Raw genomic sequence first — 13,948 nt, forward strand, 5'->3', positions numbered from 1 at the left:
TTATAACCTCTTAAGGTGGTTATTGCGGCGGGGCTCACCTCTTCCCATCCCGAACAGAGTAGTTAAGCCCGCCTGCGCAGATGGTACTGCAGTTATGTGGGAGAGTATGTCGTCGCCTTTCTTTGAAGAATCCTCATCATTCAATTGATGAGGATTTTTTGTTTTATTATTTCTCGTTTACAAAATAGCGAAACACAAAACAAATTGTTATGGAAGAAAATATTAAATATGTAAAGCGTACTAAAAAGGACTACTTTATGTCTTTTAAGTTGCAACTGGTCAGGAAATAGAAATAGTACAGCTTTTAGCTACTCAAGCTATTAAGAACTATGGTATTGAATTATAAAAGTGTTGTAGAACTGTTACGAAATTAGTATTTTTAGTGGGAAAACTAAACCCCTTCTATCAAGCCGAAATCACAAGAACAAAAGAAAAGGGAGCTTGAATCCAAGGTAAAACTTTTTGAGAAGGAGAAGTTATTTTTGGAACAATAAGCTTTTGCTGCAGATAAAAATGGAATCATTTTAGACAAAAATAACAACAAACATTAATGTTTGCTTGTTATTTCGTCCGGGTAGACAGACAGATTTATTACCGAAAAATGAAAAGAAAAGTCAGTCAACAAGCTAAAGCTACCAAAGTAATTTCTACGGATCTTGATGTAAAGAAATCGATGCCTAGGGTTAGAACTCAAAAAAGTTAGCATATTTTAGTGGAAGAGTTTTAATTGAGGAATATTGGAAGGGATAAGTTGTTCGACATTCTCAGAGCTAATCATTTATTGATTCAACCAAAATGGTCTTACCATATGAATCCTAATTTTTATCAACGATTTAGAAAACATCAAAATCAAATTATTAGATTAGATAGTAACAGGCCTGAGCAAGTTTGGTTCTCCGACATAATTTATATTGGAAAAGAGAAAAGCTTGCTATCTTGGTATTGTAACAGATACCTATTCTAAAAAGCTTATGGGGTATAATGTTGCTGATAATATGATTGTCGAAAGCAGTATTGTTGCTCTAAAATGGCATTAAACTAAGAAAAAAAATCCATTAAATGTCACTCTGATACTGGATTGCAGTATTGTGCTAATGACTTTCAAAGTATTTTAAATAAAAACGGAATACTTATTAGTATGACTCAAAATTCTGAACCTTTTGAAAATGCCGTTCGAAAAGAATAAACGTATATTAAAACAAGAGTTTATGAATGATAAATACAATCATGATTTACAAGTTATGAAATAAATTATCAACGAATCGATTGATATTCAAAATACGCAACGGCCACATTATTTAAAATTATTATGCTTATTACCAATAAAATGCATGAAAAAAATCAAATTAAAATGAGAACCTATAAAGCAAAAACAGTATCAAATAGATGCTTACTACTGTTCAAAAACTTTGCTTTTACTTATTATTAATCCTGTATCACTTTTTCAGGACTTGACATAAACCTTTAAGAATTATGAAAATCCAAAAATTAGGTACAAAAATCAGTGTTTTTATAAATAGATTATTGTGGAATACATAAAATAATACCTGCTTTTACTTAACCGTGGATAGTTTCTTGTTTACCATAGTTTGTGATAATCGAGGTTTCAAATTCGATCCATTCTTTCCAGCGTTTGTCCACGTTAATATTGTCAGCGTATTTTCGTGCGAAACCCAAAAAAGTGGTGTAATGGCCCGCTTCGGAAATCATTAAATCTCTATAGAAAGTGGCCAATTCAACATCTTTTATGTTTTCTGATAAAACTTTAAAGCGTTCACAACTTCTTGCTTCAATCATAGCTGAAAATAATAATCGGTCACAAAGCGCATCTTTTCGGCTGCCATCTTTTTTCATGAACTTAAAAAGTTCATTCACATAATGGTCTTTCCTTTCTCTGCCTAAAGTCAATCCTTTACTTTTTATTAAATTATGAACCAATTGCAAATGGTCTAATTCTTCTTTAGCAATGATTAACATTTCGGTTACTAACTCTTCTAATTCCGAATTGTAAGTAACTAAGCTTATCGCATTAGAAGCAGCTTTTTGTTCGCACCAAGCATGATCCGTCAAGATTTCTTCTATATTTGATTCAACTATATTTACCCAACGTGGGTCTGTGGCTAATTTTAATCCTAACATGATGATGAAATTTATTTGCTACAAAATTAGTGTTTTATAATCTATTTTTGGTTATGATGACCATATTGAACTCAAAATAGCATTATTTTGCAAATGAAATTTTATAATAATATGAATCAAGTTCAAAAGCTTTTAATTATCGGTTTTGTTTGGCCAGAACCCAATTCATCTGCAGCAGGAGGTAGGATGATGCAACTGATTTCACTTTTCAAAGCGCAAGGTTTTAGTATTTCGTTTGCTAGTCCAGCGCAAGACAGTGATTTCATGGTTGATTTGCAAGAATACGAAGTGGAAAAAGAATCAATTCAACTTAATAATTCCAGTTTTGATGTTTTTGTAAAAGAACTGAATCCGGATGTGGTTTTGTTTGACCGTTTTATGATGGAAGAACAATTTGGTTGGCGCGTTGCCGAAAATTGTCCTGATGCGTTACGATTATTGGATACCGAAGATTTGCACTGTTTGCGATTGGCTCGTCAGAAAGCATTCAAAGAAAACCATTCTTTTATTGCAACCGATTTATTTGTTGAAGAGGTCGCCAAAAGGGAAATTGCCAGTATTTTGCGTTGTGATTTGTCTTTGATGATTTCCGAATTTGAGATGGAATTACTAGAATCTACATTTAAAATAGATATTTCTATATTATATTATCTACCTTTTTTATTAAAGCCAATTGACGCTGCCGAAATTCAGGAATTACCTGTTTTTGAAGAAAGAAGAGATTTTGTTTTTATCGGAAATTTTCTTCATGAGCCTAATTGGAATGCCGTTCAATATTTAAAGGAAACGATTTGGCCTTTAATAAAAAAACTTCTACCAGAAGCTGTATTGAATGTTTATGGCGCTTATCCTTCACAAAAAGTACTACAATTACATAACAAGAAAGAAGGCTTTTTAATCTTGGGACGAGCTATCGATGCTAAAGAAGTAGTTCAGGAAGCGCGAGTGGTTTTGGCTCCTTTGCGTTTTGGTGCAGGTATTAAAGGGAAGTTATTAGAAGCGATGCAATGTGGGACACCAAGCGTAACAACTACTATTGGTTCTGAAGCCATGCACGGGGATTTGCCTTGGAATGGTTTTATTACGGATGACGTAGCTGATTTTGTGGATGCTGCAGTGCAATTATATCAAGACAAAGCAATTTGGCATAAAGCCCAGAAAAATGGATTGAAAATTATCAATCAACGGTATTCTAAAGGTTTGTTCGAGAGTAGTTTTAGAATTAAAATTGAATTTTTACGCTCTAATTTACCCCAGCATCGATTGAATAATTTTATGGGTTCCATGTTACAACACCATACTTTAAAAAGCACGAAATATATGTCGCGTTGGATTGAGGAGAAGAATAAATAAAAAATCCCGTCAAGTTTTTAAACAAGACGGGATTTGTGTTTTAAAAACCGAGTTATCACGCAAGCATAGTAACTGGATTTTCTATAAATTGTTTCAATGTTTGTAAAAATTGAGCTCCAGTTGCACCATCAATTGTTCTGTGGTCGCAAGCTAAAGATAGCATCATTGTATTTCCTACTACAATTTGGCCATTTTTTACAACCGGTTTTTCTACAATAGCTCCTACGGATAAAATAGCAGAATTTGGTTGGTTAATGATAGAATTGAATTCAGTTATACCAAACATTCCAAGATTAGAAACTGTAAAAGTACTTCCTTCCATTTCTGTAGGTAATAATTTTTTGTTTTTAGCTCTTCCTGCTAGATCTCTCACGCTTCCGCCAATTTGAGATAAATTCATAGCGTCTGTAAAACGTAATACTGGAACTACTAATCCGTCTTCAACAGCTACAGCAACTCCAATGTTCACATGGTGATTGATAAGAATTGAATCTTCTCTCCATTGTGAATTCACTTTTGGATGTTTTTTCAAAGCCATTGCACATGCTTTAATCACCATATCGTTAAACGATACTTTTGTGTCAGGAACGCTGTTGATGATACTTCTAGATTTCATAGCCTCATCCATTGCTACCTCAATTACTAAATTGTAATGTGGAGCTGTAAATAAAGATTCTGCTAAACGCTTCGCTATGATTTTTCGCATTTGCGAATTCTTGATTTCTTCTGTGAAAACTTCTCCTGCTGGAACAAATGGTTTTGCAGCAGTAACAGTTTCTGTTTTTGCTGGTGAAGCTGCAGTTGTCGGTGCCGGAGCAGCTGCAGTTTGTGGGGTAAAGTTTTCGATATCGCTTTTTACAATACGTCCGTTTTCACCAGAACCCTTTACTTGTGTCAATTGAATTCCTTTATCACTTGCGATTTTCTTTGCTAATGGTGATGCTAAAATTCGTTGACCGTCAGTTGATGGTTCTTGAACGATTGGTTCCGAAGCTTTTTCTGTTGAAACAACTTCTTTTTCTTCTGCCACTGCTGGAGCAGCTTGTGGCGCTCCGCCAGTTTTGTAGTTTTCAGCAATTCCACTAATATCAGTTCCTGCTGGCCCAATGATTGCCAAAAGGCTATCAACTGGTGCAGTATTACCTTCTTCGATTCCTACGTATAATAAAGTTCCTTCGTTGAAAGATTCGAATTCCATTGTAGCTTTGTCTGTTTCGATTTCAGCAAGAATGTCACCCTCAGCAACAGTGTCACCTACTTTTTTTAACCAAGTTGCTACAGTACCTTCGGTCATAGTATCGCTCAAACGAGGCATGGTGATAACTACAACTCCTTTTGGAAGTGAAGTTGCTGCAGGTGCAGCGGATTTTGTAGCTTCAGGAGTAGAAGCTGTTTTTTCAGTAACTTTTGTTTCCTCAGTTTCTTTTGTTTCTTCTTTTACTGGAGCTGCGTCTGTTGGTTTTGCAGCTATTAAAGCTGAAATATCTTCGCCTTCTTTTCCTATAATGGCTAATAAAGAGTCTACTGGTGCAGTTTCACCTGCAGGTATTCCTATATATAAAAGTGTTCCTTCGTTGAAAGACTCAAATTCCATTGTTGCTTTATCGGTTTCAATTTCTGCAAGGATATCACCTTCGCTTACTTTATCACCTACTTTTTTTAGCCAAGTCGCTACCGTTCCTTCCGTCATCGTATCGCTCAAACGAGGCATTGTAATTATTGTTGCCATAATTGATTTATAGTTTATGAGGTAAAAATGGATAGTTTTCTTGTTCGTATACTACATCGTATAGCTGTTGAATAGGAGGGTATTCAGATTCTTCGGCAAATGTTACACATTCTTCCACTAACTCTTTTACTCTTTTATCAATTGCTTCGATTTCTTCTTCTGTAGCATATTTTTGATCTTTAATTACATCTAAAACTTGAGTAATTGGATCGATTTTTTTGTATTCTTCTACTTCTTCTTTTGAACGGTATAATTGTGCATCCGACATAGAGTGACCTCTATAGCGGTATGTTTTCATTTCTAAGAAAGTTGGTCCGTCTCCACGACGTGCTCTGTCAATTGCTTCAGTCATTGCTTCAGCAACTTTTACAGGATTCATTCCGTCAACAGGTCCGCAAGGCATTTCGTATCCTAAACCTAATTTCCAGATGTCAGTATGATTGGCTGTTCTTTCTACAGAAGTTCCCATGGCATATCCATTGTTTTCAACAATAAATACAACGGGAAGTTTCCATAACATAGCCATGTTAAACGCTTCGTGTAAAGATCCTTGACGTGCTGCACCATCACCAAAATAGGTCATAGTAACACCGCCAGTTTCAAAATATTTATCAGCAAAAGCTAATCCTGCACCTACAGGAATTTGTCCTCCTACAATTCCGTGACCACCATAAAAACGGTGCTCTTTTGAAAAGATGTGCATAGAACCACCCATACCTTTTGAAGTTCCTGTAACTTTTCCTAAAAGTTCTGCCATCACGCGTCTAGGATCAACTCCCATACCTATTGGTTGGACGTGATTTCTGTAAGCAGTAATCATTTTGTCTTTTGTCAAGTCCATTGCGTGCAGTGCACCAGCTAATACTGCTTCTTGACCATTGTATAAATGTAGAAAACCTCTAACTTTTTGTTGGATGTATAATGCGGCAAGTTTGTCCTCAAACTTTCTCCAAAGCAGCATATCTTCATACCACTTTAAATATACTTCTTTTGTAACTTCTTTCATCTGAATTTTTCTTTTGCTAAAGTGTTATTGTATTATCAATTTGTACTATAACGCAAAATAGTTTCCTCCCACAAATTTGCGAAATGCAAAAATAAGACATTCCAAGTAAGAACTAAAATTTAATAGGCAATTTTTGGAATTTTTACAAGAATTTTTTATCGAACATAAATGGGAGCAAGTTTTTCAGGGATTCTGATTTGTATATTGTACCAATTTCTCCCATAAAATAGATTTCTATTGGGGTCTCTTGTTTAATTTCATATTCTGCAATTGATTGTCTGCAAGAGCCACAAGGCGGAATTGGAGCTGTAGTTTGGTTTGTGTCCGATGCAGCTGTAATTGCCATTTTTAAAATTTTGGCTTCCGGATAGACTGCTCCAGCATAAAAAATTGCAACACGTTCCGCACAGAGTCCTGACGGATAAGCTGCATTTTCTTGGTTTGAACCAAGTACTATTTTACCATTGTCTAAAAAAATTGCCACTCCGACTCTGAATTTGGAATAAGGAGCATAAGCGTTTTTTCGTACTTCAACGGCTTGTGTCATTAGATCCTGAATGTCATTTGGCAATTCCTGAACGGATTCGAATACTTTAAATTGTGTGGTAATTGTTATTTCTTTCATGCTTTTTTTAGGAAAAAAAATCCAAATTTCATCTCCGAAGTATCGGGATTGAAATTTGGATCGTTATTTATGAATTAATTTAAGTTTAATATTCGTCATATTTCTCACCAAAATTGAAGGTGAGTGAAAAGCGAAGGGTGTTCTCTAGCGGGTTTTTCACTTTAGATGCTGAGAATAAGTAAGAAACATCTACTTTAACTACATTGTATTTGAAACCTGCTCCAAGGGAGAAAAATTGACGTGCTCCCTTTAGAGGACTTTCGTGAAAATATCCCAAACGCATTGCAAAGGAATCTTGATACAAATATTCGGCACCTAAAGCATACGTAACTTCTTTTGCTTCTTCACCAAAACCGTCAGGCGCATCACCAAAAGATTTAAAAACACCAGATGTCCAGCCTATGGAACGGTAATTGTCATTATTTTGATTGCGCTCTTCTGAGGTTACAGTTCCGTCGCCGTTTAAATCTGGGTCTTGTGGCGTTGGAACTAATAATTTATTAAATTCAACATTCACGGCCACTTTATTATAGTCGTCTAAAATAAAATCAAAACCTGTTCCTATTTTTAAATTGGCAGGGATGAAATTGTTGTTAAACTGATCATTGTCATAACTAATTTTTGGGCCTAAGTTTTGAATGTTAAATCCTGCTCTCCATCTTCCGTTGAATTCATTATAGGCTAATTCTTCAGATTGATAAAAACCGGCCACATCAACCGCAAATGTACTTGCAGAAGAAGCATCATTACTCTCTGAAGCTACTTTAAGATTGGAATTAATGAAACGTCCCGCAACAGCCATCGAAAATTTCTCACTCAATTTTAACGAATACGATCCGTCAATGGCAAATTCATTTGGAGAAACTAATCTGGGTGTTTCGTTAGGATCGCCAGTTTCGCGCAATTCAATTTCACCTAAACCAAAGTAACGCAGACTTCCTGCAAAGGCACTTTTCTCATTCAGTTTTTGATAATAAGTTAATTGTCCTAATGATATGTCATTTACTAAATCAGTAAGGTATGGCGTGTAGCTGATGGAAAATCCTTGTGCATCAGTTGCAAAAGCATATTTTGCAGGATTCCATTGTTGAGAAAAAGCATCCGCAGAAGTTGCAACACCAATGTCGCCCATACCTGCTGCTCTAGCGTCAGCTGAGACTAGTAAAAAGGGAACCCCTGGATTTATAACTCGATCTTGTGCGTTAGCAGAAGATGCTATAAATAAAAGGATAAATAGGGGTATTATTTTTCTCATTTTGATGCGAATATTTATTAAACAAATATAGTATAATATTAAAGGATTACAAGTTTTTCAAACTTTTCAGATTTCTTATTGGTTGAGCTTGATTTTACTGTGAGTTTATACACGTAGACTCCTTTTCCTATTCGGTCACCAAAATCGTCTTTGCCGTCCCAAGTTATTTCTTTCGATAAAAATCCTTCGGTGGTGATAATTTGATTTTTTGTCCAAACAATTTTCCCCGTTATTGTCATAACTTGAACCTGAACTTCGAGCGGCTCATAAGGTCTGTTGTGTGTAAACCAAAACTCAGTATAATTTACGAACGGATTAGGATAGTTCAACACATGTGTCAATGTTATTGTTTCATCGCCTACTACGATAAATTGTATTTCCACTGTAATTGGATTGTTGTATACATCCCATGCTTTGAATGTTATAGTGTGTAATCCGGGAGCTAAATTGCGCAACGGAAATCGCAGTGTTCCACTAGTAAAATCATCCAGATTGGTTTGATAATAATCATTTAAAACAAAAGGGTTGCTTACATCTCCATCTAAAACAGCAACAATGTCGTGACCTATTCCGCTGGCTGTATTAATTCCATTTTCATCTTCGAGATGCGCGACCAGAAAGGGAGATTCATTAGTTGTTCCTCCAGAAACAAAAGTCTCGTCATTCATATATAACTTAACTCTCGGGCTAATATTGTCTGCTGTAGCGTTTTCATTTATTCCGCCTATTTTTATACTAGAATCGTATCCTGTTTCGTTTTGTAATAGTTCATTTTTTTTGGAATAAAAACTTATTCTTCCGTTTGCCAATGGAACTCTGATGTCTCTTGGCACTACAAAACTAAATTCAAATTGTCCACTAGTGACTGATGCATTTCCCCTGAATATTGTTTCCCCTAAAACATTGAAATTGATAGGAGGACTATTTCCGTCATTATTATAGGTTACTCTTGAGACTGTTTTGTCAAAAATAGTGGTAGAAACTTCTCCGTTGTAATTTGTCAATAGATTGTTGTTTTCATCCGTAACTTCTCCTGTAAGTTTCATTTTTGCCAATGATTTGAAGTCATCTATGGTTTGGGTGACGGATATGTCATTCACTTTTGTCAACCTGATTTTTGGTTTGGCTACCGCGAGCATTATGGCTGGATCGCCAATGTAAAAAACAACATTGGTGGCTGAATTTGGATTACTGTTTTTAGAAATTCTCAGCGCTTCTGCGATTGATGTGTATTGGTTTGAACCGTATGATAGTAAGTTTTTTGTCAAAGCATCGTTGAAATTTTCGGCGCTAAACTGACCAATAGAGCGTATTGTAGTAATCATAGCAATTGCTCCGCCTTTTGGATTCCAATAGGTATATTCTCCGGCGGTTGGCCTAAACGGATTGTCGAACCTAGAGAATTCGCATGTAATAGTTATAAACAAAGGATATTTGAATTGATTGCTCAAGTTTTGTCCATCTGATTTTTCCCAAATTCTCTCAGCTGATAAACCGTCTTCGCCACCATGTCCCAAATAATTAAATACTAAAGCCCCTTTTTCGAAAGCATTAAAAAAATCTGTTCTCGCTTTTGGATATCTGGAACCTCCCGATGAGGCTTCTTGAGCATAAGAGTCTAATAAAATTTTATTCACATTCAAGAAAGGTTTCTCTAAAGCTATTGTATTCGCAAGGCTATTTTGTCTGTTTTGCAAACTGGCATCTGCAGGTATATCAGAATCATCAGAAACAAGCGCAAAGTTATTTCTCCAGCTGCCGAAGGATTTTAAATCATGGTATTCAATAACTTTATTGACCATTTCGTCAGCCTGTTTAGTGTCATTGACTAGCATTCTTCCTACTGCAATGTCGATTCCGCCAAAAAAAGAAGTAACATTTCCTTCCGATGGGTCCATTAATCCAAAAAAATCATCGGATGCAAAAGAGGATTCTCCGGTTGTGTTGCTGTTTAAAGAATGGTAAATAGGAACAACATTGGTATTGTTTATGATTCGGTTTTTGAAATCGTAAGAAGCATCTCCAAAAAGATTGATGAATTTTAGTCTTTTATCTAGCGCCGAAGCATTTTCGTAAATGTATTTGATGCAGTTTCTTATGGCGGCAACATCCTGTTTTCCGGAAGAAAATTCTTGATAGATCAATTCTAATGGAATAACTTTTACATTTAAATTAGAATATGTACGATGAAAACGGGCTAGTTTTTCCGCTTGTGAAATTAGAAACGAGGGTGAAATAATTACATAATCAATATCTTGAAACTGACCTTGGCTGTTTTTGAAAAGTGAGCCTTTTAAGTTTTGATTCGCAATTTTTGACTTGTTGTCTTTTAATGGTGTATAATAATCAGCTGCATCAATTGCGATATATTTTCTCAGTTCACCCAAATTTGCTTTGAAACTTAGGGAACTTTGACTCGTATTTTCGATTTTGCTGATAGTATAAATATCGGTAACATCCCAAATTTGAGAAATCCCAGTCGCGTTTGAAATTTCGTAATTTACAACTCCAAGATTTGAAACGGATTGATCGTATTGAAAATGAAATTGTTTTCCGTAGCCTAGAAGTTTTCTTTTGGCGGTAAGCCTAATATTATCTAGAAAACCTTTGGAACCCGGAACGCCATTATTGTTGTATTTTAATTTTATTTTGATGTTTTCTGTCCCGTTGAAAGTAGTGTTGTTTGGCAAAAAACCAACGATAAACTCGGTTCCTGAATTGCTGCTTAATGCAGGGAATGAAATGGTTCCTGCCACATTTCCGTTTGCTGTTACATTGAAAGAGGTTGAAGTAAAAGCGGCTGAGGCTGCTGTCAGCATGATTTTCACAGGAACTGAACTGTCAAGATTTGGAAAAACAAAATCAAATTCCTGTTCGTCCTTAACATCAAATGATTCACCAAACCATTGACGGCCCAAACGGGCAATATTTACAAGATCTTGTTCATGGAATTGATAGTCGTCAAATGAAGTTAAAGTCAAAGTGCTGTTTCCTGCAGGCTGTGCTAGAGGGGCAATTCTTTTTCCATCAGCGCCTTCTACAGTAATATAGTAATAGGATTTTTTGTCATACAAATTTAAATGCGTTCTGCTTTCTTGATTCCAAGTGTCAACTCCTTCGCCATAAAAAAGGATATAATCTTCATTGTTAAAAACGCCGTCACTTTCACCGCTAATTTGAATAGCATTTTCGATTAAGTCATTCGGATAATAAATATTGTTTGACAATGGTAGCATTCGGCCACCATTTCCGTAAATCTTTATTTTTCTTGGATCAACAGCATTAATGTCAATTCCCAGTTGTTGCAGAAAACTTTTAGATATTTTATAAACCCCCGATTTTTCTATATAAAATTGAAACCAATTGCCAGTTGCTAATACAGAATTTGAAATGGTATTTACAGTTTTTCCAGATTGCTGGATTCTAGAGGTATTATTGCTATTGACTACTTCATACGAAAAGGATTTGATTCGTTTGAATCCAAAATCATCCTTGATTATAGGTGAAAGTGAGATGAAAGCTTCTCTTATGTCTCTTGAAGTAGAAATGGTTATCGAAGGATTAATAATTTTTGGTATATTTTCGGAGGCTAAATCGCCTAGATCCGAAAGTGTAATATTTTCAAAAATTACATTAGTAATTTGAATTTTATTATCGTTAAAATATGGCGTATCTTTTAATATAACGGTGTAAGTGATGTTTTTTTTGGAAGCATCATAATGAAAACTATTACCTGAAAATTTGGGTATATTAATGGTGAAATTACCATATGACATTTCTTTTGTGCCCAACCATTCAATTACAACATCCTCTTTTATTTGAGAAAATGAAAAAAAAGGTAGTAATGTCCAATATAACAGAAATGTTTTTCTCATTGTTTTGTAAATCTCGGTGCAACTTAAGGAATAATTATTAAGTAAAAATAAATCATTTAACGTTATTATAAATAATAAATATTATAAATTTGCGTTCTGATTTATACAAATATAAAATGGAATTGAGTTATAATTATTTATTAAAAAAAGGACGTTGCAGATTAAATCATAATTATTATATTGCGGCTTCAAAAATTATTACCTACTAAAGAGTATGAAAGTAAAGAAAATTATGGTCGTACGATTGATTTTATCAATTATATTGATTGTCGGTTTGGCTAGTTGCAGTAAAAAATCTAGCTCCAAAAATTCATCAAGAGCAACAGGTTGGAACGTTGATGGTAAAAAAGCAGGTTCGGGTAATAAGAAGCAAGAAGCAGGGCCTGGTTTGGTTTTTGTAGAAGGTGGAACTTTTACAATGGGAAAAGTGCAGGATGATGTAATGCATGATTGGAATAATGCGCCAACTCAGCAACATGTTCAGTCGTTTTACATGGATGAAACTGAAGTAACTAATTTTATGTATTTAGAATATTTAGATTGGTTGAAAATGGTTTTTCCGCCTAGTGAAGAAAATTATAAAAACATATACGAAGGTGCTTCGCCTGACACTTTAGTTTGGAGAAATAGATTAGGTTATAATGAAACTATGACTAATAATTACTTGAGACATCCTTCTTATGCAGAATATCCTGTTGTAGGTGTGAATTGGATTCAAGCAGTTGAATTTAGTAAATGGAGAACTGATCGTGTAAACGAAGCAGTTTTAGAAAAAAATGGGTATCTCAAAAAGAATGCTAAAAACACAGAAGTTAGTGCAGAAAGCTCTTTTAGTACAGAGACCTATTTAAAGTCTCCTACAAGTACTTTTGGAGGTAATGAAGAAATTGTATTAAAAGGTGGGAGAGGTTCCAAAAAAGCTAAATCTCCAAAAGCTGATAAAGACGGTAAAATTACGGAAGAAAAAAATGTTTATGCACAAAGATCTTCTGGGATTGTTTTACCAGAATATAGACTTCCAACAGAGGCTGAATGGGAATATGCAGCTGCTGCAGATGTAGGTCAAAGAGAGTATAATTCATATAAAGGTCAAAAAAAATACCCTTGGTCTGGTGGGTATACTCGCTCTGGAAAAAGACAAAATAAAGGGAATCAGTTAGCGAATTTTAAGCAAGGAAATGGTGATTACGGTGGAATTGCAGGTTGGTCTGATGATGGTGCCGATATAACTAATGAAGTAAAAAAATATGCAGCAAATGATTTTGGATTGTATGATATGGCTGGAAACGTTGCTGAATGGGTTGCGGATGTATACAGACCTATTGTAGACAATGAAGCAAATGATTTTAATTATTTTAGAGGGAATCTATATACCAAAAATAAAATTGGTGCAGATGGTAAAATTGAAATTGTCACTAAAGATAATATTCAGTATGATACTTTAAGTAATGGTAGAATTATTGCTAGGAACTTACCAGGAGAGATTGCACAAGTTCCAGTAGATGAGCAAGAAACTTATTTGAGACAAAATTTCGATAAAAGTAATAACATCAATTATAGGGATGGAGACAAGCAGTCTAGTAAATATTATAATTTTGGAGGTTCCGACTCTGATGATGAAAAATCAAAAATTGAAAAATCCATGTATAATTCTCCTAGACATAATGTTACAACAGACAGTTTAGGTAAAATGGTTCGGAAATATGATTCTTCAAATAAAAGGTCTACTTTGATTAATGATCAGGTTAGAGTTTACAAAGGTGGTTCATGGAGAGATAGAGCTTATTGGCTTGATCCTGCACAAAGAAGATACTTTCCTCAAGATATGGCTACGGATTATATCGGTTTTAGATGCGCAATGTCTAGAGTAGGGCCAAAAGCAGATAAGAAAAGATCGCCCAGAAATTAAATATTTAAGATATAATACAAAAAAAAAGCCCTTTGATTAGGGCTTTTTTTTTAAAAT

At 34.9% G+C, this 13,948-nt stretch carries 8 protein-coding genes and 1 rRNA gene; 3 read left to right on the plus strand and 6 right to left on the minus strand.

Features of this window, described 5'->3' with window-relative positions:
- The first annotated feature begins 11 nt into the window (after positions 1 to 11).
- Positions 12 to 121: ribosomal RNA gene (gene rrf / locus DR871_RS14495) — 5S ribosomal RNA — on the plus strand.
- A gap of 1,436 nt (positions 122 to 1,557) precedes the next feature.
- On the opposite strand, the gene miaE is transcribed toward rrf, so the two are convergent.
- A complete protein-coding gene (gene miaE / locus DR871_RS14505; protein WP_091203735.1) occupies positions 1,558 to 2,139 on the minus strand; it encodes a tRNA-(ms[2]io[6]A)-hydroxylase in 582 nt (193 codons plus the stop codon).
- A gap of 111 nt (positions 2,140 to 2,250) precedes the next feature.
- On the opposite strand from miaE, the gene DR871_RS14510 reads away from it, so the two are divergent.
- Positions 2,251 to 3,492: a glycosyltransferase gene (locus tag DR871_RS14510; protein WP_113667162.1), complete on the plus strand. Its 1,242-nt coding sequence runs from the start codon at positions 2,251 to 2,253 to the stop codon at positions 3,490 to 3,492.
- Positions 3,493 to 3,547: 55 nt separating this feature from the next.
- Here DR871_RS14510 and DR871_RS14515 read toward each other — a convergent pair whose 3' ends face one another.
- The 5 genes from DR871_RS14515 to porU form a co-directional block, all read right to left on the minus strand.
- Positions 3,548 to 5,221, minus strand: coding sequence for a pyruvate dehydrogenase complex dihydrolipoamide acetyltransferase (locus tag DR871_RS14515; protein WP_113667163.1), 1,674 nt, complete (start codon positions 5,219 to 5,221; stop codon positions 3,548 to 3,550).
- Between the two features lie 7 nt (positions 5,222 to 5,228).
- Positions 5,229 to 6,227 carry a pyruvate dehydrogenase (acetyl-transferring) E1 component subunit alpha gene (gene pdhA / locus DR871_RS14520; protein WP_113667164.1) on the minus strand — a complete coding sequence of 333 codons (999 nt, stop codon included), beginning with the start codon at positions 6,225 to 6,227 and terminating at the stop codon, positions 5,229 to 5,231.
- Between the two features lie 142 nt (positions 6,228 to 6,369).
- On the minus strand, positions 6,370 to 6,852 hold the full coding sequence (cdd, locus tag DR871_RS14525) for a cytidine deaminase (RefSeq protein ID WP_113667165.1): 483 nt from the start codon (positions 6,850 to 6,852) through the stop codon (positions 6,370 to 6,372).
- Positions 6,853 to 6,937: 85 nt separating this feature from the next.
- On the minus strand, positions 6,938 to 8,107 hold the full coding sequence (gene porV / locus DR871_RS14530) for a type IX secretion system outer membrane channel protein PorV (protein WP_113667166.1): 1,170 nt from the start codon (positions 8,105 to 8,107) through the stop codon (positions 6,938 to 6,940).
- A 38-nt stretch (positions 8,108 to 8,145) separates the two neighbouring features.
- Positions 8,146 to 11,982, minus strand: a complete 3,837-nt coding sequence (porU, locus tag DR871_RS14535) for a type IX secretion system sortase PorU (RefSeq protein WP_113667167.1) — start codon at positions 11,980 to 11,982, stop codon at positions 8,146 to 8,148.
- A gap of 214 nt (positions 11,983 to 12,196) precedes the next feature.
- On the opposite strand from porU, the gene gldJ reads away from it, so the two are divergent.
- Positions 12,197 to 13,891 (plus strand): gliding motility lipoprotein GldJ, encoded by a 1,695-nt coding sequence (gene gldJ, locus DR871_RS14540; protein ID WP_113667168.1) that lies wholly within the window; start codon positions 12,197 to 12,199, stop codon positions 13,889 to 13,891.
- Positions 13,892 to 13,948: the final 57 nt, after the last annotated feature.

It is taken from the genome of Flavobacterium petrolei, from assembly GCF_003314435.2.
Lineage (GTDB): Bacteria > Bacteroidota > Bacteroidia > Flavobacteriales > Flavobacteriaceae > Flavobacterium > Flavobacterium petrolei.

Bases quoted from the DNA above. Each gene is read 5' to 3' on its own strand.
- miaE (WP_091203735.1), bottom strand. From the start codon at position 2,139: ATGTTAGGATTAAAATTAGCCACAGACCCACGTTGGGTAAATATAGTT.
- pdhA (WP_113667164.1), bottom strand. From the start codon at position 6,227: ATGAAAGAAGTTACAAAAGAAGTATATTTAAAGTGGTATGAAGATATG.
- gldJ (WP_113667168.1), top strand. From the start codon at position 12,197: ATGAAAGTAAAGAAAATTATGGTCGTACGATTGATTTTATCAATTATA.
- porU (WP_113667167.1), bottom strand. From the start codon at position 11,982: ATGAGAAAAACATTTCTGTTATATTGGACATTACTACCTTTTTTTTCA.
- DR871_RS14515 (WP_113667163.1), bottom strand. From the start codon at position 5,221: ATGGCAACAATAATTACAATGCCTCGTTTGAGCGATACGATGACGGAA.
- porV (WP_113667166.1), bottom strand. From the start codon at position 8,107: ATGAGAAAAATAATACCCCTATTTATCCTTTTATTTATAGCATCTTCT.
- cdd (WP_113667165.1), bottom strand. From the start codon at position 6,852: ATGAAAGAAATAACAATTACCACACAATTTAAAGTATTCGAATCCGTT.
- DR871_RS14510 (WP_113667162.1), top strand. From the start codon at position 2,251: ATGAATCAAGTTCAAAAGCTTTTAATTATCGGTTTTGTTTGGCCAGAA.